Here is a 25,508-nt window from a genome sequence, read left to right as displayed (position 1 = left end):
CACAAGTGTTGGCCCGTCGTCCCCGTGCGGGGCTGTGGTGAGCAGACCCATCGGGCATCGAGGTCGGGGATCAGCGGTTCGCAGAGGGACTGATGCGATTCGCTGCGCTCATCCGCATCCTACCGTCCTTATGACGCCATCCCCGGTTTTCTCCGTGACCTCAGTCTCCTCTGTGGTTCAACCGATTGTGACCTTGCCTTTCTTCGTGTCTTCGCGCCCTTCGTGGTGAACAAGCGACGCGGGCGCCGCGGTGTTACTCGGCCGGGGTGGCCGGTTCGAAGCTGTCGTAGTACAGCTGCTCCGGCGGCAGACCGGCCGCCTGGAAGGCCTCGCGCGCGGCGTGGATCATCGCCGGTGGCCCGGCCATGTAGACATCAAAGCCGGACAGGTCCGGGTACTCCGACAGCACCGCATCTTGAGGCCAGCCGCTGACGGCGGCAAAGCCGGCGGCGGTCTCGGCCGGGGCATCCGACAGCACCGGCGTGAAACGGAACGGTCCGGCGTGCTCGGCGGCCATCTGCTGCAGCCAGTCCGGGGCATAGATGCCATCGGCGCTGCGGGCGCCCCAGAACAGGTGGTGCGGTCGATCCAGTCCTTCGGCGGCCAGATGGTCCAGCATGCCTTTCAACGGACCAAAACCGGTGCCCCCACCAACGAACAGGCGCGGGCGCGGGGATTCCTCGTCGACGAAAAAGCTGCCCAGCGGCCCCTCGATACGCAGCAGCGCCTTGGTCTTGAGCTCCTCGAACACCATGGTGGAGAAACGCCCGCCCGGCATGTGCCGGACATGCAGGGACAGCTGCGCGTCATCGTGCGGGGCGTTGGCCAGGGAATAGCTGCGGCGCTCGCCCCCCTTGAGCAGGATGTCCAGGTACTGCCCTGCGAGGAACTGGAGGCGTTCGGCGGCCGGGAGCTGCAGACGCAGCTCCATCACGTCGTCGGCCAGGCGGTTCAGGGCCGCCACGCGACACGGCAGGGTCTTGACCACGATGTCCCTGGCCGCGCCGATCTCTTTCACCTCGATCTCGAGGTCGTCCACCGGGACCGCCTGGCAGAACAAGGCCATGCCGTCGGCCAGTTCCGCCTCGCTGATGCCTGGTGGCTTGTTCGGCCCGTGATCAACCTCGCCCTGCAGCACCCGCCCCTTGCAGGAGCCACAGGCGCCATTGCGGCAGCCGTAAGGAAAGGCGAAGCCCTGGCGCAGGCCGGCCTCGAGGACGGTCTCGTCGTCTTCGACCTCGAATACATGGCCACTGGGCTGAATGGTGACATCGAACGCCATCGGAAACCCTCGGTCGCGGAAAGGCCGTTATTCTCGCCGCTGCCGCCCCGAACGCAAGCAACCGCAGTCCGGCCGGGTCGTCGGCGTAGGGGTTCCCTCGCGCGGACGGGTTCGGCAGAATCGGGACCGAACCATAAAAACGACAAGGGAATGCCATGCGTCATCTACTGATTGCCGCCGGGGCCGGGCTGCTGCTTGCAAGCGGCTGCGCCTCGAACGAGACCCGGTCCACCGATTCCGGGGATGCGGCGGCCACGCCGACGGACACGCCGGCCGCTACCGTCGAGGTCGCGGCGGATGCGCCGGTGATCCGGGTTGCGCACGCGGTGCCCTACAGCGCCGATGCCACCATCGCCAACAACATCCGCCAGGAGTGCAACCTGGAGGAACAGTTCTCCGAGTTCATCGAGCACTACGGGGCCGATCAGGGCATCCGCTTCCAGCGCAGCCAGGATCTCGAGCCAGCGTCCAGTGGCCAGGTGCTGATGGTCGAGCTGACCGACGCGGTCAGCGGTGGCAATGCCTGGATCGGCCACCGCAAGGTAACCGAGGCAGCGGGAACGCTGTACGCGGACGGCGAGGAGCAGGCCAGCTTTACCTCGCGGCGTTTCTCGGGCGGCGGCGCGTTCGGCGGCTTCAAGGGCTCGTGTTCGGTGCTGGGACGTACCGTGCAGGTGATGGGCCGTGACATCGCGGCCTGGTTGGCGGCGCCGGAGGACGGTGCCCACCTGGGCGACTAATCGTCGCAGGGGTCGGGCCTTCGCGCCGTGCGGGCGCCGACCTCGTCGCCTGCCAACCGCTGCATCCAGTCGACCAGGCGGGCGGCCGTGGTCTGCCAGTCGGGGGCGTGCAGAATGAGATGCGGCCAGTCGGCGTCGGTCCAGACCTCGGCCTGGCCCCGTGGATGGGCACGGGCGGCCATGCAGACCGACTCGCGCTGGATCGTCCCGTCCTGCTCGCCCCACAGGTACACCACCGGGGCTGCGACGTGGCCGATATGATCCGTGGCGTACTGGGCCAGCCAGACCACGCCGGCATAGGTATCCATGCGCACGCGGCGAATGATGCGCGGATCCGTGGAGAAGCGTTCGACCGCGGCGGGCGCGAGGCTGTCGGAGTAGTCGGGGTCGATGGTCAGCGTGAGCCCGCCGGCAAGGACCTCGCCGGTGCGTACGGCAGCATCCCAGAAACCGCGTGCGGGGATCCCGCCACGCAGGCCCGGGGCAATGGCCATCACCCCGGCGACCTCCAGCTCTGGGTGGGTGGCGAGGCTCGCCAGCGCGGCGGAGCCGCCCATGCTCTCGCCCAGCAGGAAGATCGGCCGGTCGGGGTCCTCCGCTTGCGCCGCGCGGACCATTGCAGCCACGTCGCTGATCAGGGGTTCGGCACCCGGCCAGCGGCCGTGCGGCTCGCTGGTGCCATGGCCGCGCTGATCCAGCGCCTGGACACTGTAGCCGCGATCGGCCAGCCAGGGGCCCAGGGCGTCATAGGCACCGGCGTGATCGCGGAAGCTGTGCAGGGCGATCACCACGGCGACGGGTTCTGCGGCCGACCAGCGGCGGACGCGATCGGGGGCAATCGCTGCGCCCGCGGGAACTTCCTTCACTGGGGTCCCCGCCGCGCGCACGGTTTCACGCTCCGGGGCGGCCGCACAGGCGGTCAAGGCCAGCAGCAGTACAGCCAGGAGCCCGACCGCGCCCGGGATTCGGCGGCGCGTCACGCCTCATATCCCCAGTTCATCCCAGATCTCGTCCACGCGGCGCTTGACCGCCTCGTCCATGGCGATCGGCCGGCCCCACTCGCGATCGGTCTCGCCCGGCCATTTGGAGGTCGCGTCCATGCCCATCTTGGACCCCAGACCCGAGACCGGCGAGGCAAAGTCGAGATAGTCGATGGGGGTGTTTTCCACGAGGGTGGTGTCGCGGGCCGGATCCATGCGCGTAGTGAGTGCCCAGATCACGTCATTCCAGTCCCGGGTGTTCACGTCGTCGTCGACCACAATCACGAACTTGGTGTACATGAACTGACGCAGGAAGGACCACACCCCCATCATCACGCGCTTGGCGTGGCCCGGGTACTGCTTGCGCATGGAGACGACGGCCAGACGGTAGGAACAACCCTCGGGCGGCAGGTAGAAGTCCACGATCTCCGGGAACTGCTTCTGCAGGATGGGAATGAACACCTCGTTCAGGGCCACCCCGAGCACGGCGGGCTCATCCGGCGGGCGACCGGTGTAGGTGGAATGGTAGATCGGCTGATCACGATGGGTGATGCGGTCGATGGTGAAGACCGGGAATTCGTCCACCTCGTTGTAGTAACCCGTGTGGTCCCCGAACGGACCTTCCGGCGCGGTGTCGCCCGGGTGGATGTGCCCCTCGAGCACGAACTCGGCGGAGGCCGGGACCTCCAGGTCGGAACCGATGCAGCGGGTGACCTCGGTTCGACTGCCACGCAGCAATCCGGCGAAGGCATATTCGGACAGGGTGTCCGGCACCGGGGTCACGGCGCCGAGGATGGTGGCCGGATCGGCACCCAGGGCGACCGCGATGGGAAACGGCTCGCCGGGGTGGGCCTGGCACCACTCGCGAAAATCGAGGGCCCCGCCACGATGGGACAGCCAGCGCATGATCACGCGATTGCGCCCAATGACCTGCTGGCGATAGATCCCGAGGTTCTGACGCGACTTCTCCGGGCCACGGGTGACCACCAGGCCCCAGGTAATCAGGGGGCCGGCGTCTTCCGGCCAGCAGGTCTGGACCGGGAGTTGGTCGAGATCAACCGCATCGCCTTCCAGCACATGGCGCTGGCAGGGCGCCCCGCGGATCTTCTTGGGCGCCATGTCCAGCACCTTGCGAAAGATCGGCAGCTGTTCCCAGGCGGCCTTGAGCCCCTTGGGTGGGTCCGGCTGCTTGAGGAAGGCGAGCAGGCGCCCGACCTCGCGCAGGGCTTCGACCGAGTCCTCGCCCATGCCCATGGCCACCCGCTCCGGGGTACCAAACAGGTTGGCGAGCACCGGGATGTCGGAACCGGTAGGGTTTTCGAACAGCAGGGCCGGGCCGCCGGCGCGCAGGACGCGGTCGGCGATCTCGGTCATCTCCAGGTTCGGGTCCACCTCGCGGGTGATGCGGCGCAGCTCGCCGCGCTGTTCGAGGCCATCAATGAAATCGCGCAGATCCTTGTACTTCACGGGGTCTCCCTCGGGAATGGCCGGTTGGTGCGACCCGGGCCAGGGTTAGGCGGAGAATTCCGCCCAGACCGGCGCATGGTCGGACGGACGCTCCCAGGCACGCGGGTCGCGGTCGATGCCAGCGGCCTGCAGACGGGCCTGCAAGGGAGCGCTGGCGAAGACCAGGTCGATGCGCAGGCCCCGATTGCGACGGAAGGACGCAGCCCGATAATCGAACCAGGAATACTCCTCCGCGGGCTGCTCGAAGGTGCGGAAGGTATCCGTGAGGCCGAGATCGGTCAGCGCGGCCAGGGCCTCGCGTTCCGGCGTGGAGCACAGGATGCGCTCGTGCCAGGCCTCGGGGTCGTGCACGTCGCGATCATCCGGGGCGATGTTGAAGTCACCGAGGACCACGAGATTCGGGTGCTGCGCAATCTCGTCGGCCAGCCAAGCGTGCAGCCGCGCCAGCCAGTCCAGCTTGTAGGCGTATTTCTCGGTTCCGACGTTCTCGCCGTTCACGACATACAGGTTGACCACGCGAACCTCGCCGATGGTGGCGGCGAGGATACGGCGCTGGGCGTCCTCGAGCCCGGGCGGGTCGGTGACCACGTCGGTGGCCTCGGTGCGGGAGATGATGGCCACGCCGTTGTAGGTCTTCTGCCCGGAGAACACGACCTGATAGCCCGCATCGCGGATGGCCGCCGCCGGAAAGTTCTCGTCGGTCAGCTTGGTCTCCTGCAGGGCCAGGACGTCGGTCCGCGAGCTCCCCAGCCAATCGAGGACCTGCGGCAGACGCACCTTTAGCGAATTGACGTTCCAGCTGGCGATCTTCACGCGGCTTTCTCCTCCAAGCCGCTATGGCGCAACAGGGCGTCGATCTGCGGATCGCGCCCGCGGAAGGCACGGAAGGAATCCGCGGCCGGGCGCGAGGCGCCGGCCTCGAGAATCTCGCGCAGGTAGGCCGCCCCCACCTCGGACGAAAACAGACCTTCCTCTTCGAAGCGCCCGAATGCGTCAGCCGACAGGACCTCGGCCCACTTGTAGCTGTAGTACCCCGCGGCGTAGCCGCCGGCGAAGATGTGGCCGAAGCCGTGGGCGAAGCGATTGAACGCCGGCGGATGGACCACCGCGATCTCCTGACGCACGGTCTCCAGGAGCTGCTGGATGTCCGCGGCCTTCGCAGGGGCGGGCCCGGCATGCAGGCGCATGTCGAAGAGGGAGAACTCGACCTGGCGCAATAGCTGTAACGCCGCGTGGAAGTGGCGCGTGCCCTGCAGGCGCTGGAACAGGTCCTCGGGCATCGCCTCGCCGGTCTCGTGATGGCGCGCGAACAGATCCAGCGCCTCGCGTTCCCAGCACCAGTTCTCCATGAACTGACTGGGCAGTTCGACCGCATCCCATTCCACGCCGTTGATGCCGGCGATATCGGGTTCGTCCACCCGGGTCAGCATGTGATGCAGGCCGTGACCGAACTCATGGAACAGCGTAATCACTTCGTCATGAGTGAAAAGGGCCGCCTTGCCGTCCACCGGCGGGGTGGAGTTGCAGGTCATGTAGGCGACCGGCAGCTGGGCGCGGTCCTCGGAGATGAAACGGTTGCGGCATACATCCATCCAGGCGCCGCCGCGCTTGTTCTTGCGGGCGTAGAGATCGAAGTAAAAGCCAGCGCGTTCGGTACCATTCGCGTCAAAGATGCGATAGAACCGGACGTCGTCGTGCCAGGTCTCGATGCTGTCATCGGGCTCGAAGCGGACCTGGAACAGGCGCTGGACCAGGCCGAACAAGCCGTTGACTGCCTGGTCAGCGGGGAAATAGGGCTTCAACATCTCCTGGCTGAGACCCAGGCGCCGCTCACGCATCTTCTCGGCCGCGAAGGCCATGTCCCAGGCCTCCAGGGTTCCGAGGTCGAGCTCGTCGCGGGCAAAGGCGCGCAACTCGTCCAGGTCGCGCTCGGCCCGGGGGCGCGCGCGGTGCGCCAGATCCTGGAGGAAGCCTTCGACCTGCTCGGCGCTATCGGCCATCTTGGTCGCGAGCGAACGCTCGGCGTAGTGGCGAAAGCCCGTCAGATGCGCCTTCTCCTCCCGCAACTGGAGGATCTCGACCATGATCTCGCTGTTGTCGTGATTGCCGGCGCCGGGCCCGAGGTCAGACGCACGCGTGGTGAAGGCCTCGTACACACGGAAACGCAGGTCGCGATCCTCGGCGTGGGTCATGACTGCGAGGTAGCTGGGGATATCCAGGGTCACGACAAAACCCGTCTGGTCGTGATCGCGAGCGTTCTGCGCGAGCATGGCCCGATCGGACTCGGAGATGCCGGCGAGCGCGGCCGCATCATCGGTCTGCCAGGTCCAGGCCTGAGTGGCGTCCAGCACGTTCTCTTCGAAACGTGCAGTCAGCTCCGAAAGGCGGGCGTTGATGGCGCGCAGGCGGTCACGCTCGGCCTCGGGGAGATCGACGCCGCTCAGATGGAAATCACGCAGCATGTCATCCAGCACCTTGCGCCGCTGGGGCGAAAGCTGCGCGTACTCTTCACTGTCTGCCAGGCGGCGGACCGCCCGGTACAGGCCCTGATGCTGCGAAACCCAGCTGCCGTAATCCGACAACAGGGGAAGGCTGGCGTTGTATGCCTCCCGAATCTCGGGACCGTTCATGACCGCATTGAGGTGCCCCACCGGGGACCAGGCGGCATCCAGGCGCGTGTCCAGCGCCTGCAACGGCTGGATCAGCGTGGCCCAGGTCGGTTGATCCCCGACGGCCGCGACCAGCCGATCAATCTCCGCGCGATTCTCCACCAGGACGGTTTCCACCGCGGGCAGGACATGTTGGGGCTCGATGGCACGAAAGGCGGGCAGCCGGTCGGTCTGCAGCAAGGGGTTGGACACGGTATCTCCAGGGGTCGGGCCAGCAGTGGATTATGCCATTCGGACAGAAAGCCCGGCAGGGTGTTCCCGGCAACGGGGTGGTCGGGGCGAAGCTTATGGGCTCGGCGGGCGAACGGGGTGAAAGACGGCATGGCCAGCGAGACGGGCGAGGAGTCCGTAGGCCCACTTGCAGCGCAGCCCGGCATAGGCATCCACAGCAGCATTGTAGCGGCCGAGGGCCTCAGTAATTGCTTGGTCCAGTGCCGCTACGCGAGGGGGCAGTCGATCAGTCGAACCCTGAAAAGTATGATAGTTATCATGGAGTTGCGTTCGTATATGGTCCCATTCGGCGCGGATGGCGCGTTCGCCCCGGGCCAGACCGGGGAGATCGCCGCAGCGTCGCGCTCGCTCCTGTGCCTGGACCACCTGCTCGAGCGCCCGCAGGTCCAGGGACGGATCGGCCCGGGTCGCGGAACAAGCCCGCTCCAGCAGGCCATTGCGCTGGGTGAGCAGGGTATCGAGTCGATCCCAGGCCGCGACGACGCGGCGTTCATGGACCGCAAGATGGGTGTACAGGCGAAACGCGACCAGCGCCAGAATCACCAGGACCAGGAGTGCGGCCAGGACCTGCATGGTGCCGGCGGGATTCGTCGTACCGTGGCAGCGAGTACGTCAGATATCGACGTTCTCGGCACTGAGGGCTCGCGACTCTATAAATTCGCGACGCGGCTCGACCTGATCGCCCATCAGGGTGGTGAAGATTTCATCGGCCCGGATGGCATCTTCGACCCGGACCTGGAGCAGGCGGCGGGATTCGGGGTTCATCGTAGTGTCCCAAAGCTGGTCGGGATTCATCTCGCCTAGGCCCTTGTAGCGCTGGGTTGCCAGCCCGCGGCGGCCTTCCTGCAGGAGCCATTCCATGGCTTCGGAAAAGCCCTCGATCACGTGGACGCGTTCTCCGCGCTTCATGTACGCACCTTCGTCGAGAAGGGCGTTAAGACGGGCGGACAGGTCGAGTACTGCCTGAAAATCACGCGATGCCAGGGTGTCATCGGTGATGTACTGCGACAGGGCGGCGCCGTGTTCGATGCGGTCCAGGCTCAGCTGTGCAGTGCCTTCATGCTGGGTCACCGGCCCCAGGCTGTAGCGGGTTGCACCCGCCTTGTCGCTGGACAGATTCTCCAGGATGCGGGCAAACCATGCCTGAACCGCAGCGTTGGTCACGCTTCGGGGCTCGGGGATCGCATCGGCCTCGAGCATCGCCCAGAGGATGCGCGAGTCGTACATCCGGCCCAGGCGCTGCACGGCGCGCGCGGCCTTTTGATAGCCCTTCACGAGGTCTTCGAAGGCCTCGCCGGTAATCGGAGGTGCATCCGGGCTGGGATAGAGCGCGGCGCCGTCTAGGGCGAGGGAGATCACGATCTGGCCCATTTCCGCCTCGTCGCGCACGTACTGCTCGCGCTTGCCACGCTTGATCTTGTACAGCGGCGGCTGCGCGATATACACGTGGCCGCGCTCGATCAGTTCCGGCATCTGGCGGAAGAAGAATGTCAGAAGCAGGGTACGGATATGGGAGCCGTCCACGTCCGCGTCAGTCATGATGATAATGCGGTGATAACGCAGCTTGTCCGGATCGTACTCTTCCTTGCCAATACCGCAGCCGAGCGCCGTGATGAGCGTGCCCACCTCGGCCGAACCCAGCATACGGTCAAAGCGCGCCCGCTCGACATTCAGGATCTTGCCCTTGAGCGGCAGGATCGCCTGAAAATGGCGGTCACGGCCCTGCTTGGCCGAACCGCCGGCGGAGTCACCCTCGACCAGGTAGAGCTCGGACTGAGCCGGGTCCTTCTCCTGACAGTCGGCCAGCTTGCCCGGCAGACCGGCAATATCCAGCGCGCCCTTGCGGCGGGTGACCTCACGCGCCTTGCGGGCGGCCTCGCGCGCTCGCGCGGCATCCAGCACCTTCTCGGTGATGGCCTTGGCTTCCTGCGGGTGTTCCAGCAGGAAGTTGTTGAGGGCATCGGACAGCACGCTTTCAACGATCGGCTTGACCTCGGAGGAAACCAGCTTGTCCTTGGTCTGCGAGGAGAACTTGGGGTCCGGCACCTTGACCGAGAGCACGGCCGTGAGGCCTTCGCGCATGTCGTCGCCCGCCGTGGCGACCTTGGCCTTCTTGATCAGGCCCTCGTTCTCCAGGTACTGATTGATCGTGCGCGTCAGCGCGGCGCGAAAGCCCGCCATGTGCGAGCCACCGTCGCGCTGCGGAATGTTGTTGGTGTAGCAGAAGATGTTCTCCTGGTAGGAGTCATTCCACTGCAGGGCAATTTCGACTGCGTAGTCCTCGCGCATCTGGTCGGCGTAGACGACCGTGGGATGCAGCGCGGTTTTCTTCTGGTTCAGGTGTTCGACGAAGGCACGGATACCGCCTTCGAAGACAAAGGTCTCCTCGCGGTTGTCCCGGTGGTCGCGCAGCGTGATGCGCACGCCCGAGTTGAGGAACGACAGCTCCCGCAGACGCTTGGCGAGGATCTCGTAGTGAAAATTGATGTCGGTGAAGATGGTCGGGCTGGGGCGAAACCAGATCTTCGTTCCGTTGCGCTCCGTGGTACCGGTCACCGCCAGCGGCGCATCCGGGACACCGAGGTGATAGGTCTGTTCGTGGCGCTGACCATCCCGGTGGATCTCCAGGCGGAGCTCTTCCGACAGGGCATTCACCACCGAGACACCCACGCCGTGCAGGCCGCCGGAGACCTTGTAGGAGTTGTTGTCGAACTTCCCGCCTGCGTGCAGGACCGTGAGGATGACCTCGGCGGCCGACATACCCTCTTCTTCGTGGATATCCACGGGAATGCCGCGACCGTTGTCCGTAACGGAGACCGCATTGTCCTCGTGGATCGTGACCTCAATACTGTCGCAGTGACCTGCCAGCGCCTCGTCGATCGAGTTATCGACCACCTCGAAGACCATGTGGTGCAGGCCTGTGCCGTCATCGGTGTCACCGATGTACATGCCCGGTCGCTTGCGAACGGCATCCAGGCCCTTGAGGACGCGGATCTGAGAGGAATCGTAGACGGAGGGATCTTGGGCTTCAGTTTCGGACATGCGGGTCAGTCATCCGGCCAGTTGCAGACACGCCAGTATAGCGCAAAGGCGGGGGGCACCGGTGAGGTCACGTGCGGGGGTCCAGGAGGGCCACGAGACCCAAGGCCCGGGCGCATCAGGCTGGGGATTCGGGTGTTACGCGACCATGTTTCACGTGGAACAATTGCCCTGCGGTATCCCCTGCCAGCCCCGGGATGTCATCTCCCACAGCGGTCACCAGGATCTGCCAGCCCGACGCACACAACCCGGACATCAACCCCTCCACTGCCTCGCGATCCAGCTCCGACACTACATCGTCCAGCAACATCACCGGCGCCCGCCCGGTCTCGGCCTCGAGCATCCATGCCTGCCCGCCCACGAGAGCCGTAACCAATCGCTTTTGCTCGCCCCGGGAGGCCTCGGCGGCGAGACGACCCGATAGCCGCAAATCAATGTCGGCCCGCTGCGGCCCGGCCTGCGCGAAGCCCCGTTCTTCGTCGCCCTCCCGACTACGCTCCAGCGCCTCGCTCAGGCTCCTTTCCCGGTCCCAGCCCATACGCGGATTCAAGTTCAAATCGGCTAACCGCTCGCCGAATCCGAACTGCCGGGCGGCCTCCATAGTCGCCGCCTGCCAGGACTCAACGTAACGACGCCGCGCGTCACTGATCGCCTCGCCGAATTCCAGCCAGGGTCGCTCAAACTCGCGAGCCCCCGCGCGGTCCCCCACGCGCAAGGCGGCATTACGTTGGTCATGGGCCCGCTTCCAGCGCTGCCACTGGCCCCGGTACCCCGGGATCGCATGGAAGCACCCCCAGTCCAGCAAGCGCCTGCGCTCTTCCGGTCCACCCGTCAACAATTCGAAGGAGCCCGCATGCAGCGTACGCGCCGGCAACCACTCGGCCACCGCCGCGTGGCCTTCCATCCAGCGGCCATCAAGCCGCGACCGGCGAGTACCATCCCAGCTAATCCCCAGCCGATGGGAGCCCCCGGCCGGATCCTTCACCACTGCCCCAATCCACAACCCGTCGGCTCCGCTCCGCCCAACACGCCGTAATTGCTGAGTACGAAACGAGCGACCAGCCGCGAGGATATGCACTGCTTCGAGTATCGAGGTCTTGCCTGCACCATTCGGGCCGACCAGCCGATTGATTCCCGGCCCCAACGTCAAGGCCTGTTCCTCAAGGTTGCGGACCCCCTGCCACCACAGCGACTCCAGCACGCAGACCCCGGAACTACAGGCGCATCGGCATCACCACGTAGCGCGCCCCGCCCGGTGGTTCCGCCTGAATCAGGATCGACGAATTCCCGTCACGTAGCCCGATCCGGACCTGCTCGGTCTCCAGGACATTCAGCACGTCCGCCAGGTACCCGAGGTTGAAACCGATCTCCATTGGCCCCCCATCGTATTCCGCCTCGACCGACTCCTGGGCCTCTTCACGATCCGCGTTGTGGGTCATCACCTGGCAACCGTTCTCCCCCAGGGCCATGCGTACGCCGCGATACTTGTCACTCGCCACAATCGCGACCCGGCCCAACGCCTGTTTCAGAACTTCCCGGTCGACCCGCAACGTGGAGGGCAGATCCGAAGGGATGACCCGTTCGTAGTCCGGGAAGCGCCCCTCGATCACCTTGCTGCGCAGGACCGCTTTGCCGAGTTCGAATACGACCTGGTCTTCCCCGAAGCCGATCCGGACCGTCGATTCGTCGTCGGCCAGATTTCGTCGCAACTCCGCGACGGCCTTGCGCGGGACAATGCGTTCAACTCGCCCCTCCACCGGGTGCTCGAGTTCCACCTCGGCCAGCGCCAAGCGATGCCCGTCCGTCGCGACCGCCCGCAGACTGGTCCCGCTGGCTACCAGGAGCAAACCCTGGAGGTAGTAACGCACGTCCTGCTGCGCCATCGAAAACATCGTCGCTTCCAGCAGACGCCGCAGCCGGTTCTGGGGTACATCGAGCACGACCTCCGACCCTCGCGCCTCCCAGTCGGGGAAGTCCGCGCCGGGCAGGGTCGCCAGGCTGAAGCGCGAACCGGCGAATCCCACGGTCATGCGTTCGCCTTCCACCCGAGCCCGAATCTCGCTGTCCCCTGGGGCCGCCTTCACGACGTCCAACAGCTTGCGCACCGATACGGTGACATCGCATTCGCCCGGGATGGTGCCTTCCGCACCCGCCTGCCAGGCGAGTTCGAGATCGGTGGTATCCATCCGGATCGCACCGTTGTCGTCCGGTCGCAGACGCACATTCCCGAGGATCGGCATCGTCAATCGTTTTTCGGCCGCGCCCACAATCCGTTGCAGCGCTTCGGTCATCGTCTCGCGATTGAAAGACAGTTCCATGGCGATGTCCTGTATCTAGTGTTTAGATATTTAAATAGTAGTAATAAGGGGCAGGTCGACCTGTGCAGGAAACCCCAATTTCGTTTTAAATTCAGTTATTTGTCGAAACTTTTTGGCTCTCCCGAACCTCTGTGAAGCCTGTTCCCAACCTGTGGACAGTTTCGCGGTCCGTGTTTTCCACCTTTCCATACCGCAGTTGCACCCAGCTTATCCACAGCTTTGCCGAGCAGTGGACAGCCACTTCAGCTACTGAGAGTCCGCAGAAGATTCGAGTAGTCCTCGTCCAGGCTGGCGTCCGCCTCGCGGAGTTCGGCGACCTTCCGGCAGGCATGGATGACCGTGGTGTGATCGCGACCGCCGAAGGCCTGTCCGATCTCCGGCAGGCTGTGCTGGGTCAGTTCCTTTGCCAGGGCCATCGCGATCTGCCGCGGACGGGCAATCGACCGGCTGCGCCGGCTCGACAGCAGATCGGCCACCTTCACGCGATAGTAGTCCGCGACCGTCTTCTGGATATTCTCCAGTGTAATCAGTTTGTTCTGTACCGCGAGAAGGTCGCGCAGCGCGTCCTTGGCAAACTCGACGGTGATCGGTTTCCCGGTAAAGTGCGCGTTGGCGATCACCCGCCGCAGCGAGCCTTCCAGTTCGCGGATGTTGGAACGGATCCGCTTGCCCATGAAGAATGCGACCTCGGAGGGGAGCTCGATCCCCGCCTGCTCGGCCTTGCGCTGGAGGATGGCCACCCGGGTCTCCAGTTCTGGCGGCTCGATCGCGATCGTCAGCCCCCAGCCGAAGCGAGACTTCAGGCGTTCCTCCAGCCCCTCCACCTCTTTCGGGTAGCGATCCGAGGTCAGGATGATCTGCTGCTGGCCCTCCAGCAGCGCGTTGAAGGTGTGGAAGAACTCCTCCTGGGAACGCTCCTTGCCGGCAAAGAACTGAATGTCGTCGATCAGCAGTGCGTCGGCGGAGCGATAGTGCTGCTTGAACTCGTCGATCGCGTTGTGCTGCAGCGCCTTGATCATGTCCGCCACGAAGCGCTCGGAGTGCAGATAGATGATCCGCCCTTCGGGGTGCCGGGCCAGGATGCTGTGACCGATGGCATGCATCAAGTGGGTCTTGCCAAGCCCGACCCCGCCATAGATGAACAACGGGTTGTAGGCCACCCCGGGGTTTTCCGCGACCTGGAGGCTGGCTGCGCGCGCGAGCTGGTTCGACTTGCCCTCGACGAAGCTGTCGAAGGTGAAGGCCGGGTTCAGGTTACTCACGGGCCCCTGCGGGCGTGGCGCAGTGCTGGCGCTCTTGTCTGCAGCACCGCGTTCATGGCGGGACTCGCGACCACTGGGGGTCGGCGGGACCGGAATCTGCGCACCACCAATCCCGAGTCGCACGCGGCGCCCGTCCTGCCCGCCCACCGGCTGCAGCTCGCCCACGGTCTGCTCGATCGATTCCAGCAGGTGATCGCGCACGTGCTCGAACACAAACTGGTTCGGCGCGAGCAGTCGCAGCCCGCCTTCGGACTCTTCGGCATGCAGCGGCCGCAGCCAGGTGTTGAGTTGCTGTTCGCTGACCTTCCCCTGCAGGCGATCCAGACAGGCTGTCCACAGGGCATTGGCTGACACGCGTTCGTCTCCGGGGCGACGGGGGAATTGGAAGCCACCGAGTCTACGCCGATGGGGGTACCCGGTGCCAGCGACTTGCCGACCCTCGAGATTGACTTTGCGTCCGGATGGCGCTAGTTTTCACCGCCCTTTAACCAAGCGTCACGGGAACTCTCATGAAGCGCACTTTTCAACCCAGCCGGCTCGTTCGCGCCCGCACGCACGGCTTCCGGGCCCGCATGGCCACCCGTGGTGGTCGCAAGGTCCTGAACGCCCGTCGCGCCAAGGGCCGCAAGCGCCTCTGCCCGTAGTCCGGGCGGCGCGCCGGCTCCCGTGACCGCGGCGCCAGCTAGCGAGACCTTTCCGCGCCGCGTCCGTCTGTTGACCGGTGCGGATTATCAGCGTGTCTTCAAGGATGCCCGGCGCCAGCGCGGTCGCGATCTGACCCTGCTCTATCGCCATTCGGCATCTGGCGAGGCGCGCCTGGGCCTTGCGATTGGCAAGCGGCATGTCCGCCAGGCAACGGACCGCAACCGGATCAAGCGCATTGTCCGAGAGGCCTTTCGCCAATGTCGGATCTCACTGCCGCCGGTCGACATGATCGTGCTGGCCCGAGGCGGCGCGGCGACCACGGATCGCCGGGCCCTGCGCGCCGAGATCGACAGCCTGCTGGAACGCCTGCAATGAGCCTGCCACGCAAGATCGCCCTGTTGCCCGTCCGGGCCTACCAGTACGGCATCTCGCCGTTCATGGCGCCCCATTGTCGGCATTACCCGACCTGTTCGGCCTATACCGTCGAGGCGGTCGAGACCCACGGGGTCCTGCGCGGCTTCTGGCTGGGCCTGCGGCGCATCCTGCGCTGCCACCCCTGGTCGCCGGGCGGTTATGATCCGGTCCCGGCTCCGCGTTCCGCTTCTCCCAGCACCCGACCCTCAAAGTAGTCGCGCTCATGGATAACCTTCGCCCCCTTCTGTGGCTCACCCTGGCCTTTGTCCTGTTCCTGATGTGGCAGGCCTGGAACCAGGATTACGGCACCCCGAGCCAGCCGGACCGCAGCGCCGAGCAAGCGGCCGAGGACCCGGATGCCCGGCCGGAGGACGTGCCGGACGCCCCGCAGTTCGAATCGGAGGCGGATCCACGGGCGGCTGACGCGCCGCAGGTCAGCACCCTGCAGGAGCCAGACCGCCAGCAGATCACCGTGCGCACCGACACCCACGAGATCCTGATCGATACCCGTGGCGGGACCCTGCTGCGGGCGGACCTGCTGCAGTACCCGCAGGACCTGCAGGACGATCCGCTGGTGCCGGTCCGACTGTTCGACCACCGCGTGCGCGGCTATGTCGCGCAGAGCGGCCTGACCCATGACCGGGTGAACGACCAGTCGATGGAGGCCCGCGCACCTTCGCATCACGCCAACTTCCAGGTCGATCAGGACCGCTTCGAACTCGCCGACGGGCAGGACACGCTCGAGGTCCCGCTGCGCTGGACGTCCGACGATGGCGAAATCGAGGTCACCAAGACCTACACCTTCACGCGTGGCTCGCATCTGATCGAAGTGGACTACGAGGTCCACAACCGCTCGGATTCCACCTGGAGCGGCCGCCAGTACCGACAGCTGCGTCACGGTCCGACCCCCGACCGCGAGTCGTGGTGGCTGTACACCTTCACTGGCGCGGCCTATTTCGATGGCAGCTACGAGCGGGAACGCTTCGAGTCATTGCGTGACGACCCCATCCAGGCGCGCATCCAGGGGGGCTGGGTCGCGATGATCCAGCACTACTTCGTGTCGGCCTGGGTCCCGGGCGAGGACGAGGTGAACGCCCTGTACGCCCGCGCGGTGCCCGGTGAGGTGGGCGATGAGTACCTGATTGGCCTCCATTCCGAGTCCGTTCAGATCCCGGCGGGCTCCAGCGGCGGGTTCTCCACCCGCTTGTGGGTAGGTCCGAAGCTGCAGGACGAGCTGTCCCAGATTGCCCAGGGCCTGGAGCTGACAGTCGACTACGGTATCTTCACCTTCCTGTCCAAGCCGTTGTTCTGGCTGCTGGACAAGATCTACAGCGTGGTCGGGAACTGGGGCTGGGCCATCGTGCTGCTGACCATCCTGATCAAACTGGCCTTCTTCAAGCTGTCCGCGACCAGCTACCGTTCTATGGCGCGCATGCGCAAGGTCGCGCCGAAGCTGCAGGCACTGAAGGAACGCTACAAGGACGACAAGCAGCGCATGAACCAGGCGCTGATGGACCTGTACAAGAAGGAGAAGATCAACCCGCTGGGTGGCTGTCTCCCGATTCTGGTGCAAATCCCGGTGTTCATCGCCCTGTACTGGGTGCTTCTTGAGAGTGTCGAACTGCGCCAGGCGCCCTGGTGGCTGTGGGTGCAGGATCTGTCCTCGCGCGATCCGTACTTCATCCTGCCGATCCTGATGGGCGTGTCGATGTTCGTGCAGTACAAGCTGAACCCGCCGCCGATGGACCCGGTGCAGCAGAAGATCTTCATGGCGCTGCCGTTCGTGTTCACCGTGTTCTTCGCCTTCTTCCCGGCGGGCTTGGTGCTGTACTGGTTCACCAACAACCTGTTCTCCATCGCCCAGCAGTGGTACATCACGCGCAAGATCGAGAGCGGCGAGGACCCGGACAAGCAGAAGAGCTGACGCTCCGTGACCGTGACGGACACCATCGTCGCGGTCGCCACCCCGCCGGGGGTGGGCGGTATCGGTGTGGTCCGTCTGTCGGGTCCGCAGGCCCTGCCCATCGCCCAGCGCCTGACCCGACGCGCGCAGCTGCTTCCACGCCACGCCCACTACGGCAGCTTCATTGATCCGGCGACTGGCGAGTCGCTGGACGACGGTCTGATCCTGTCCTTCCCGGGCCCGCACTCCTACACCGGTGAGGACGTGATCGAGCTGCAGGGCCACGGCAGCCCGGTCTTGCTGGAGGCGATCGTCGCCGCCGCGGTGGATCTCGGCGCGCGTCGTGCCCGACCGGGGGAGTTCACCGAGCAGGCCTTCCTCAACGGCCGACTCGACCTGGCGCAGGCGGAGGCGGTGGCCGATCTGATCCACGCCCAGACCGAGCAGGCCGCCAGGCTTGCGCGATCCAGCCTGGACGGCGCCCTGGCGACCGAACTCGAACCGGTCTCGCGCGCCATCCGCGACCTGCGTGTTGTCATCGAGGCGGAGATCGACTTCGGCGAGACCGATCTCGAGTCGGAGGCTGCCGCCGATATCGCACGCCGTGCCGACACCCTCCACACGACCATCCGCGAACTCCTCGAACGACTGCGTCCGGCGCGTTACTTTGCCCAGGGCTTGCGCCTAGCCCTGGTCGGGGCACCGAATGTCGGCAAGTCCAGCTTGATGAACCGTTTGGCCGAGAGCGAGGTCGCGATTGTCACCGATCGCCCCGGGACCACTCGCGACGTCCTGCGTTCGCCGATTGCGATCCACGGGATACCGGTCGAACTGATCGACACCGCCGGGCTGCACGCGAGTGAGGATCCGGTGGAGAAGATCGGCATGGAGCGGGCGCGGGAGGCGGCCACCGGGGCTGACTTGATCCTGGAGCTGCGCGATCTCACGCGTCCGGATGCGGCCCCCGACTTGGCGGCCCCGGCGGAAATCCCGCGACTGACCGTCTGGAACAAGATGGACTGCGTCGCCGACTCCACCCGAGCGGACCACGGGCTCAGGATCTCTGCACGGACCGGGGCAGGGGTCGACGCGCTCAAACAGGCGATCGTCGAGCGCCTGGGCGTGAGCGAGGGTGGCCAGCAACGCTTCAGCGTGCGCGCGCGTCATCTGGACGGCCTGCGTACGACGGCCACGCATCTCGCCGCGATCGACGCCGCCGCGCCCCCGGACCTGATCGCCGAGGAGTTGCGTCTGGCCGAACGCGCCCTGGACGCGCTCCTCGGTCGCCAGGACCACGAGGCCCTGCTGGGCGAGATCTTCGCCGGCTTCTGCATCGGCAAGTAGTCCCCGTCATTGCGAGGCCCCGAAAGGGGCTGCGGCAATCGCCCGCCGCGACCACCGGATTTCGCGGCCCGACGTCATGCCAGCTTCCGGAGATTGCTTCGCTTTGCTCGCAATGACGGGGGGCGCTGGATGCGGCCTCTGCTGCCCATCACGGCCGAAGCCGCCGCGGCGCAACGAACCAGGCGAACAGGCCGCCGCGGCACGCCCGGAAAACCATTTGGCCCGGGGGCCGCTTCGCGCTCGCGTAACTCCCTGCTAGAATTCCGATTTTCGTGCCCGGACCATACGCGGCGCGAATTGCACTCACAGGCCGGACCGTCGGCCGGGATAGCAGGACCATGGCGAACTCCTTTGATGTCATCGTGATTGGCGGCGGGCACGCCGGCACCGAGGCTGCCTTGGCCGCGGCGCGCGGCGGTGCGCGCACCCTGCTGCTGACCCACAACCTCGAGACCATCGGCCAGATGAGCTGCAACCCGGCCATCGGCGGGATCGGCAAGGGCCACCTGGTCAAGGAGATCGATGCCCTGGGGGGCGTCATGGGCCGCGCAGCGGACGCCGCCGGCATCCATTTCCGCATCCTCAACCGACGCAAGGGCCCGGCCGTGCGCGCCACCCGCGCCCAGTCGGACCGGCAGCTCTACCGCCAGGCCATCCGCCAGTTCGTCGAGGCCGAGCCGAACCTGCAGATCTTTCAGCAGCCGGTGGCCGATATTACCCTGGACGGCGACCGGGTCACCGGCGTGGTCACCGAGGGCGGCATTGCATTCGACGCCCGCGCCGTGGTGCTGACCGTGGGTACCTTCCTCAATGGCCAGATGCACACCGGGCTCACCCAGCAGCCCGGCGGGCGCGCGGGCGATCCGCCGAGCACCCGCCTGGCGGCGCGCCTGCGCGAGATGGCCTTTGCCGTCGGGCGGCTCAAGACCGGCACGCCGCCGCGCATCGACGGGCGCAGCGTGGATTTCTCGCGGCTCGAGCCGCAGCCGGGCGATGACCCGCGCCCGGTCTTTTCCTTCATCGGCTCGACCGACGACTACCCGGCGCAGCGCCCCTGCCATATCGCGCGCACCAGCGAGAAGACCCACGACCTGATCCGGGCGAACCTCGACCAGGCGCCGATGTACTCCGGCCAGATCGACAGCACCGGCCCGCGCTATTGCCCCTCGATCGAGGACAAGGTGGTGCGCTTTGCCGACAAGACCAGTCACCAGGTCTTTGTCGAGCCGGAAGGCCTCACCACCCACGAGCTGTACCCCAACGGGATCTCCACCTCGTTGCCGTATGCGATCCAGGTCCCCCTGGTGCAGAGCATTGCCGGCTTCGAGAACGCGCGCATCACACGCCCCGGCTACGCGATCGAATACGACTACTTCGATCCCCGCGGCCTGCGCCCGACGCTGGCCACGCGCGAGCTCGGAAACCTGTTCTTTGCCGGCCAGATCAACGGCACCACCGGCTACGAGGAGGCCGCTGCCCAGGGTCTGGTCGCCGGGCTCAATGCCGCGCGGCTGGTGCAGGACGCCGCGCCGTGGATCCCGCAGCGCTCCGAGGCCTACATCGGTGTGCTGATCGACGACCTGGTGACCCGCGGCACCCAGGAGCCCTACCGCATGTTCACCTCGCGCGCCGAGTACCGGCTGTTGCTGCGCGAGGACAATGCCGATCTGCGCCTGACCCCGGTCGGGCGCGAGTACGGGCTGGTCGACGACGCCCGCTGGACGCGCTTCGAGACCCGTGCCGCGGCCATCGAGACCGAGATGACCCGACTCGGACAAACCCGCCCGGACCGCGACCAGCGAACCCGCCCGGCCCTGATCGACTTGCTGGGCAAGGCGCCGGATCCGGATGCCACGCTGCTCGACCTGCTGCGCCGCCCCGAGGCCGATTACGATGGCTTGATGCATGCGCTCCCCGACCTGGATGTCGGCTGCACGCCCGACGTGCGCGAGCAGGCGGAGATCCAGGCCAAGTACGCCGGCTACATCGAGCGTCAGCAGGCCGAGATCGACCGCCAGGCGAAGGCCGAGCAGACCGCACTCCCGGACAGCCTCGACTATGCCCGGGTCCACGGGCTGTCGAACGAGATCCGGCAGAAGCTGGCGGAATTCCGCCCCCATACCCTGGCCCAGGCGCAGCGCATCCCGGGCGTGACCCCGGCCGCGCTGTCGGCGTTGGCCGTGCACCTGAAGCAGCGCGCCAGTGGCGAGTAACGACTGGCGCGCGGCCCTGGCCGCCGTGGCCGGGGACTGGGCGCTGGACCCACCGGCCATCGAGGCCCTGGCGATTTATTTGGAACAGCTCGGGCGCTGGAACCGCGTGCACAACCTGACCGCGGTGCGTGACCCCGCGCAGTGGATTCGCCGCCATATCCTCGACAGCCTGACGTTGCGCCCGTATCTTCACGGGGACCGGGTGCTGGATGTCGGGACCGGCGCCGGGCTGCCTGGTTTCGTGCTCGCGGCCACCGAGCGCGAACGCGAATTTTGCCTGCTCGACAGCGCGGCCAAGCGCATCCGCTTCCTGCGGAACGTAATCGGACTCGCTCGGCTGTCCGGGGTCGAGGCCGTGCATGTGCGGATCGAGGATTTCCAGCCCTCCGCGCCCTACACCACGGTCCTGGCGCGGGCGTTCAAGGCCCCGGCCGACATGGTCTCGCGGGTCGCGCCACAGGTGGCCGAGGGGGGCCGCGTGCTGGCCATGCTGGGTCAGCGCTCGGTCGTCGCCGAACCGCTCCCGGCCCCGTGGTCGTACCGAAGCGTGGACCCGGTTACCATTCCCGGCGAGACCGCCGAGCGGCACATCGCCATTATCGAGAGAGCCGACCCGTGACCGATACGCTGGCTATCACCAATCAGAAGGGCGGAGTGGGCAAGACCACTACCTGCGTGAACCTTGCCGCCTCGCTCGCCCGTCTGGGCAAGCGCGTGCTGGTGGTCGACATGGACCCGCAGGGCAACGCGACCACCGGTTCGGGCGTCGACAAGCACGCCGATGACCCAACCTCCTGCGAGGTCCTGCTGGGCCAGGCCACGGTGGCCGAGGCCGCCCACCGAGTGGAGGCCGGCTATGACCTGGTCCCGGCCAACGGCGACCTGACCGTGGCCGAGGTGCGGCTGATGGAGGCCGAGCGCCGTGAATACCGGTTGCAGGAGGCGCTGGCACCGGCCCGGGCAAACTACGACCACATCCTGGTCGATTGCCCGCCGTCGCTGAACCTTTTGACCGTCAACGGCCTGGTCGCAGCCGATGGTGTGGTGATCCCGATGCAGTGCGAGTACTACGCACTGGAGGGGTTGACCGCCCTGATGCGCACCATCGAGAGCATCCAGCGCGGTCCCAACCCCAAGCTGCGTATCTCGGGCCTGCTGCGCACGATGTTCGATCCACGCAATCGTCTTTCCGGGGATGTCTCGGCACAGCTCACCGGCCACTTCGGCGATCGCGTGTTCCGAACCGTAATCCCGCGCAACATCCGCCTGGCCGAGGCACCCAGTTTTGGCCAGCCGGCCTTGTTGTATGATGCCTCCTCGCGCGGGGCCGTGGCGTACCTGGCCCTGGCCGGCGAGATGTTGCGGCGCTGACCGCCGCCTGTTACCCCCTTACCGACTGCCTGCAGGAACGATCAACCATGGCGAAACGAGGACTGGGCCGAGGCCTGGATGCCCTGCTCTCCGGCGCCCAGGCCGGTGGTGACGACAGCGACAGTTTGGAGCAGCTCCCGATCGAGCAGATCCGGCGTGGCAAGTATCAGCCCCGGGTCCACATGGCGGAGGCGGCGCTGGCCGAGCTGGCAGACTCGATCCGAGCCCAGGGCATCGTGCAGCCGGTCGTCGTGCGGCGCCTGGACGAGGGCTATGAGCTGATCGCCGGCGAGCGCCGCTGGCGTGCAGCCCAGATCGCGGGCCTGGAGACCGTCCCGGCGGTGGTCCGCGACATCCCCGATCAGGCCGCCGCGGCGATGGCACTGATCGAGAACATCCAGCGCGAGGATCTGAACCCGCTGGAAGAGGCGCAGGCCATCCGCCGCCTGATCGGCGAATTCGAGATGACGCACCAGGCCGCGGCCGACGCGGTCGGCCGCTCGCGCACTGCGGTCACCAACCTGCTGCGCCTGCTGGAACTCCACGACACGGTGAAGGACCACGTCAACGAGGGGCGCCTGGAGATGGGCCACGCCCGCTGCCTGCTGGCGGTGCCTCTGGACGACCAGCCCGGGGTGGCCGCGACCGTGGTCAAGCGCGGGCTCTCGGTCCGCGCGACCGAGCAGCTGGTCAAGAAGATCCTCGCAGCCACCCCGGAGCCCAAGAAGGATGCCGGACCCTCGCCCGAGGTGCGACAACTGGAGAGCCGCCTCTCCGACCAGCTGGGCGCCGCGGTCCAGGTTCGCTACAACCGCCAGGGCAAAGGCCGTCTGGTCATCGAATACAACAGCCTCGACGAGCTCGATGGCATCCTCGCCCACATCCAGTAACTCTCCGAGCGGCCTGGCCGATGGCCCTGAACGCCGTTTGACGCAGTACAAGGGCGCTCTTATACTACGCGCACTTTTTGGGAGAGGGGTGGGTGTGCCCATCCGCTGAATGACACCGCGACGCTTCAGACACGCCTTACAATCGCTAGGTCTGCAGCTCGCCTTAACGCTGATACTGTCGGGCCTGCTTCTGGCCCTGTTCCCCCCGATCGTGGCGATCTCGGCTGCGGTGGGCGGCATCACCGCGACGCTCGGCAACGCCGTGGCCGCGGTTGTTGTGTTTCGGGCCTACCGTTCCGATCAGGTGGGCTCGCTGACCGCCCGCATGATGGGCGCCCAGATGGGACGACTGGCAATCATCGCGGTGGCATTCGGGGTGGCGTTCGCTTACCTGGACGAGCCGGATTTACTGGCGTTGTTCGGCATCTTCCTCCTGGTGCACCTGGCCCCCTTGTGGTGGCTGCACCGGGTTTCTGATCAAGCAATGACGAGATAACTGCATGGCTTCAGAAAGCGGACTGCCCACGATGGAAGAGCACATTGCTCACCATCTGACGAATCTTACCTTCGGACTCCACCCCGAGAAGGGGATGAGCTTCGCCACCACCAGCACCGAAGCCGCCGAAATGGGCTTCTGGGCGATCCACGTCGACTCCATGCTGTGGTCGATCGCCCTCGGGCTGCTGTTCATCCTCACGTTCCGCGCCGCGGCCAAGAAGGTCACCGCCGGCGTCCCGGGTGGCTGGCAGAATTTCGTCGAAATGATGATGGACTTTGTGAACGACAACGTCCGTGGCTCGTTCAAGCACAAGAACGACATGGTCGCGCCGCTCGCGCTGACCATCTTCGTCTGGATATTCCTGCTCAACCTGATGGACCTCGTGCCGGTCGACCTGATCCCGCACATCGCCTATCTGCTGGGTATCCCGTACTTCAAGATCGTGCCGACTACGGATATCAACGTGACCGCGGGCCTGGCGCTCGGTGTGTTCATCCTGATCATCTACTACTCGCTCAAGATCAAGGGTCCGGTGGGTTTCATCAAGGAACTGACGGGCATCCCGTTCCAGACCAACATCGTGTACATCAAGCCGTTCTTCTGGGTGATCAACTTCGTGCTGGAGTTCATCAACCTGCTGGCCAAGCCGGCCTCGCTCGCCCTGCGACTGTTCGGCAACCTGTACGCCGCGGAGATGATCTTCATCCTGATCGGTGTCATGTACTCTGCGGGCCTGATCCTGGGTCTGGCCGGCGGTGTACTGCACGTGGGCTGGGCGATCTTCCACATCCTCGTGGTGCCGCTGCAGGCCTTCATCTTCATGGTGCTGACCGTCGTCTACATCGACATGGCGTACAGCGAAGACCACTGATTTCGACTTCCCTACTCAACTGACTGTTTCAACACTCGACTGGAGATACAAAAATGGAAATGGCTAACGCTCTGATCGTCCTGGCTGGCTCGCTGCTTCTGGGTCTGGCCGCTGTCGGCGCCGCCATCGGCGTGGGTACCCTCGGTGGTCGCTTCCTGGAAGGCGCCGCGCGTCAGCCGGAACTGATCCCGATGCTGCGCACCCAGTTCTTCATCGTGATGGGTCTGACCGACGCCGTGCCGATGATCGGCGTGGGTATCGGCCTGTACGTCCTGTTCGCCCTGGGTTAATAAGGCTGAGCGAGTCCCGAGGTCCCCTCCACTCGTCCAACCTGAGGTAGCAGGATGAATATCAATCTGACCATCATTGGCCAGCTGCTCGCGTTCAGCGTCTTCGTGTGGTTCACGATGCGCTACGTCTGGCCGCCCATGTCCGCCGCCCTGGAAGAACGTCGCAAGAAAATTGCCGACGGCCTGGCAGCCGCGGAACGTGGCGAGAAAGAGCAGGAGCTCGCCCAGGAGCGTGCGACCGAGGTCCTCAAGGAGGCCAAGCAGCAGGCCAACGAGATCGTGGCCTCTGCACAGAAGCGCGCCAACGACGTGGTTGAGGAAAGCAAGTCCACGGCCCACGAAGAAGGCGAACGCATCAAGCAGGCGGCGCACGCCGAGATCGAGCAGGAGATCAACCGCGCCAAGGAAGAGCTGCGCAAGCAGGTCTCCGAGCTAGCGGTTGCCGGTGCCGAGCAGATCCTGGCCAAGGAAATCGACGCCAAGGCGCACGGCGATCTGCTCAAGAAGCTCTCGGCCAAGCTGTAAGGAGACGTTATGTCAGACCTGATTTCGGTCGCCCGACCCTACGCTCGCGCAGCTTTCGAGCGGGCCCGCGAGGCCAAGGATCTCGCCGGCTGGGCCGAGCAGCTCGAATTGCTGGCGGCGATCGCCCGCGATTCGCAGATGCACAGTCTCCTCTCCAACCCGCGGGTCCCGCGGCCGGACCGGGCACAGCTCGTGCTCGACGTGGCCGGTGACAAGGTGGGGCCCGAGGCGGGGAACCTGGTTCGCCTGCTGGCCGAAAACGGCCGGCTGCCCGCCCTCCCTGCCGTGAGCGATGCCTTTGCCGAATTGAAGGCCGCGGCCGAGCACCGCGTCCATGCCGACGTGATTGCCTTTCGCAAGCTCACCCAGGCGCAGGAGAAAGAGATCCACGACGCCCTGGCCAAGGGGTTGGGCTGCGAAGTCGATCTCGAGCATTCGGTCGACAGCGCCCTTCTTGGAGGGGCCATCATCCGCGCCGGCGACCTGGTAATCGACGGCTCCGTGCGAGGCCAGCTGAACCGCCTGGCTGCCAATTTGAGTCGCTAAGAGGATATT

Annotated in this window: 25 protein-coding genes; 15 read left to right on the top strand and 10 right to left on the bottom strand. The window is 65.9% G+C overall.

All coding sequences use genetic code 11. From position 1 onward, the window contains the following. Positions 1 to 253: 253 nt before the first annotated feature. Positions 254 to 1,282, bottom strand: a complete 1,029-nt coding sequence (locus D579_RS0101515) for a CDP-6-deoxy-delta-3,4-glucoseen reductase (RefSeq protein WP_018950880.1) — start codon at positions 1,280 to 1,282, stop codon at positions 254 to 256. A 155-nt stretch (positions 1,283 to 1,437) separates the two neighbouring features. Between D579_RS0101515 and D579_RS0101510 the strand changes: the two genes are divergently transcribed. Then, a complete protein-coding gene (locus D579_RS0101510; protein WP_018950879.1) occupies positions 1,438 to 2,022 on the top strand; it encodes a hypothetical protein in 585 nt (194 codons plus the stop codon). Here the strand turns inward: D579_RS0101510 and D579_RS0101505 are convergent. The 9 genes from D579_RS0101505 to dnaA all read right to left on the bottom strand — a co-directional run bounded on the left by D579_RS0101505 (position 2,019) and on the right by dnaA (position 14,342). Continuing rightward, positions 2,019 to 3,002, bottom strand: coding sequence for an alpha/beta fold hydrolase (locus D579_RS0101505; protein WP_018950878.1), 984 nt, complete (start codon positions 3,000 to 3,002; stop codon positions 2,019 to 2,021). The two genes, D579_RS0101510 and D579_RS0101505, sit on opposite strands and share 4 nt — an antisense overlap. Before the next feature lie 3 nt (positions 3,003 to 3,005). Next, positions 3,006 to 4,469 (bottom strand): 4-hydroxy-3-polyprenylbenzoate decarboxylase, encoded by a 1,464-nt coding sequence (gene ubiD, locus D579_RS0101500; protein ID WP_018950877.1) that lies wholly within the window; start codon positions 4,467 to 4,469, stop codon positions 3,006 to 3,008. Positions 4,470 to 4,514: 45 nt separating this feature from the next. After that, positions 4,515 to 5,282: an exodeoxyribonuclease III gene (gene xth, locus D579_RS0101495; protein WP_018950876.1), complete on the bottom strand. Its 768-nt coding sequence runs from the start codon at positions 5,280 to 5,282 to the stop codon at positions 4,515 to 4,517. Then, entirely contained in the window at positions 5,279 to 7,330 is a 2,052-nt protein-coding gene (locus D579_RS0101490; protein WP_018950875.1) for a M3 family metallopeptidase, read from the bottom strand. The genes xth and D579_RS0101490 overlap by 4 nt, the downstream gene beginning before the upstream one ends. Before the next feature lie 93 nt (positions 7,331 to 7,423). Then, on the bottom strand, positions 7,424 to 7,942 hold the full coding sequence (locus D579_RS0101485; RefSeq protein WP_018950874.1) for a hypothetical protein: 519 nt from the start codon (positions 7,940 to 7,942) through the stop codon (positions 7,424 to 7,426). Positions 7,943 to 7,981: 39 nt separating this feature from the next. Then, positions 7,982 to 10,411, bottom strand: a complete 2,430-nt coding sequence (gene gyrB / locus D579_RS0101480; protein WP_018950873.1) for a DNA topoisomerase (ATP-hydrolyzing) subunit B — start codon at positions 10,409 to 10,411, stop codon at positions 7,982 to 7,984. Between the two features lie 115 nt (positions 10,412 to 10,526). Further along, positions 10,527 to 11,609, bottom strand: coding sequence for a DNA replication/repair protein RecF (locus D579_RS0101475; RefSeq protein ID WP_081618717.1), 1,083 nt, complete (start codon positions 11,607 to 11,609; stop codon positions 10,527 to 10,529). Positions 11,610 to 11,622: 13 nt separating this feature from the next. Then, positions 11,623 to 12,726: a DNA polymerase III subunit beta gene (gene dnaN / locus D579_RS0101470; RefSeq protein WP_018937511.1), complete on the bottom strand. Its 1,104-nt coding sequence runs from the start codon at positions 12,724 to 12,726 to the stop codon at positions 11,623 to 11,625. A gap of 242 nt (positions 12,727 to 12,968) precedes the next feature. Then, positions 12,969 to 14,342, bottom strand: a complete 1,374-nt coding sequence (gene dnaA / locus D579_RS0101465) for a chromosomal replication initiator protein DnaA (protein WP_018937512.1) — start codon at positions 14,340 to 14,342, stop codon at positions 12,969 to 12,971. Between the two features lie 155 nt (positions 14,343 to 14,497). Here dnaA and rpmH point away from each other — a divergent pair, with 155 nt between their 5' ends. From rpmH to D579_RS0101395, 14 genes are all read left to right on the top strand, one after another. Beyond that, positions 14,498 to 14,632 carry a 50S ribosomal protein L34 gene (gene rpmH, locus D579_RS0101460; RefSeq protein ID WP_018141118.1) on the top strand — a complete coding sequence of 45 codons (135 nt, stop codon included), beginning with the start codon at positions 14,498 to 14,500 and terminating at the stop codon, positions 14,630 to 14,632. Between the two features lie 22 nt (positions 14,633 to 14,654). Beyond that, positions 14,655 to 15,008 (top strand): ribonuclease P protein component, encoded by a 354-nt coding sequence (rnpA, locus tag D579_RS0101455; RefSeq protein ID WP_026289411.1) that lies wholly within the window; start codon positions 14,655 to 14,657, stop codon positions 15,006 to 15,008. After that, a complete protein-coding gene (yidD, locus tag D579_RS0101450) occupies positions 15,005 to 15,262 on the top strand; it encodes a membrane protein insertion efficiency factor YidD (protein WP_018937514.1) in 258 nt (85 codons plus the stop codon). Before rnpA ends, yidD begins: the two co-directional genes overlap by 4 nt. An 8-nt stretch (positions 15,263 to 15,270) precedes the next feature. Continuing rightward, positions 15,271 to 16,971, top strand: a complete 1,701-nt coding sequence (gene yidC, locus D579_RS0101445; RefSeq protein ID WP_018950871.1) for a membrane protein insertase YidC — start codon at positions 15,271 to 15,273, stop codon at positions 16,969 to 16,971. Between the two features lie 6 nt (positions 16,972 to 16,977). Next, the gene (gene mnmE, locus D579_RS0101440; protein WP_018950870.1) at positions 16,978 to 18,294 is read left to right on the top strand and encodes a tRNA uridine-5-carboxymethylaminomethyl(34) synthesis GTPase MnmE; all 1,317 of its coding nucleotides are present in this window, start codon (positions 16,978 to 16,980) and stop codon (positions 18,292 to 18,294) included. 338 nt (positions 18,295 to 18,632) lie between these two features. Beyond that, positions 18,633 to 20,507 carry a tRNA uridine-5-carboxymethylaminomethyl(34) synthesis enzyme MnmG gene (gene mnmG, locus D579_RS0101435; protein WP_018950869.1) on the top strand — a complete coding sequence of 625 codons (1,875 nt, stop codon included), beginning with the start codon at positions 18,633 to 18,635 and terminating at the stop codon, positions 20,505 to 20,507. Further along, a complete protein-coding gene (gene rsmG / locus D579_RS0101430; protein WP_018168794.1) occupies positions 20,497 to 21,126 on the top strand; it encodes a 16S rRNA (guanine(527)-N(7))-methyltransferase RsmG in 630 nt (209 codons plus the stop codon). Before mnmG ends, rsmG begins: the two co-directional genes overlap by 11 nt. Beyond that, positions 21,123 to 21,878, top strand: coding sequence for a ParA family protein (locus D579_RS0101425; protein ID WP_018168793.1), 756 nt, complete (start codon positions 21,123 to 21,125; stop codon positions 21,876 to 21,878). Before rsmG ends, D579_RS0101425 begins: the two co-directional genes overlap by 4 nt. A gap of 47 nt (positions 21,879 to 21,925) precedes the next feature. Beyond that, on the top strand, positions 21,926 to 22,768 hold the full coding sequence (locus tag D579_RS0101420) for a ParB/RepB/Spo0J family partition protein (protein WP_018168792.1): 843 nt from the start codon (positions 21,926 to 21,928) through the stop codon (positions 22,766 to 22,768). A gap of 109 nt (positions 22,769 to 22,877) precedes the next feature. Then, entirely contained in the window at positions 22,878 to 23,264 is a 387-nt protein-coding gene (locus D579_RS0101415; protein WP_018144955.1) for an ATP synthase subunit I, read from the top strand. 31 nt (positions 23,265 to 23,295) lie between these two features. Then, positions 23,296 to 24,138, top strand: coding sequence for a F0F1 ATP synthase subunit A (atpB, locus tag D579_RS0101410; protein ID WP_026287973.1), 843 nt, complete (start codon positions 23,296 to 23,298; stop codon positions 24,136 to 24,138). Positions 24,139 to 24,191: 53 nt separating this feature from the next. Continuing rightward, positions 24,192 to 24,428, top strand: a complete 237-nt coding sequence (gene atpE, locus D579_RS0101405; RefSeq protein WP_012983953.1) for a F0F1 ATP synthase subunit C — start codon at positions 24,192 to 24,194, stop codon at positions 24,426 to 24,428. A gap of 54 nt (positions 24,429 to 24,482) precedes the next feature. Next, complete coding sequence (locus D579_RS0101400; protein ID WP_018144953.1) at positions 24,483 to 24,953, top strand: F0F1 ATP synthase subunit B; 471 nt, start codon at positions 24,483 to 24,485, stop codon at positions 24,951 to 24,953. A 9-nt stretch (positions 24,954 to 24,962) separates the two neighbouring features. Then, positions 24,963 to 25,499, top strand: coding sequence for a F0F1 ATP synthase subunit delta (locus tag D579_RS0101395; RefSeq protein ID WP_018938629.1), 537 nt, complete (start codon positions 24,963 to 24,965; stop codon positions 25,497 to 25,499). The last annotated feature ends 9 nt before the right edge of the window (positions 25,500 to 25,508 follow it).

It is taken from the genome of Thioalkalivibrio sp. AKL12, assembly GCF_000377925.1.
Classification (GTDB): Bacteria; Pseudomonadota; Gammaproteobacteria; order Ectothiorhodospirales; family Ectothiorhodospiraceae; genus Thioalkalivibrio; species Thioalkalivibrio versutus.
This window is presented reverse-complemented; position numbering and strand designations above follow the sequence as displayed.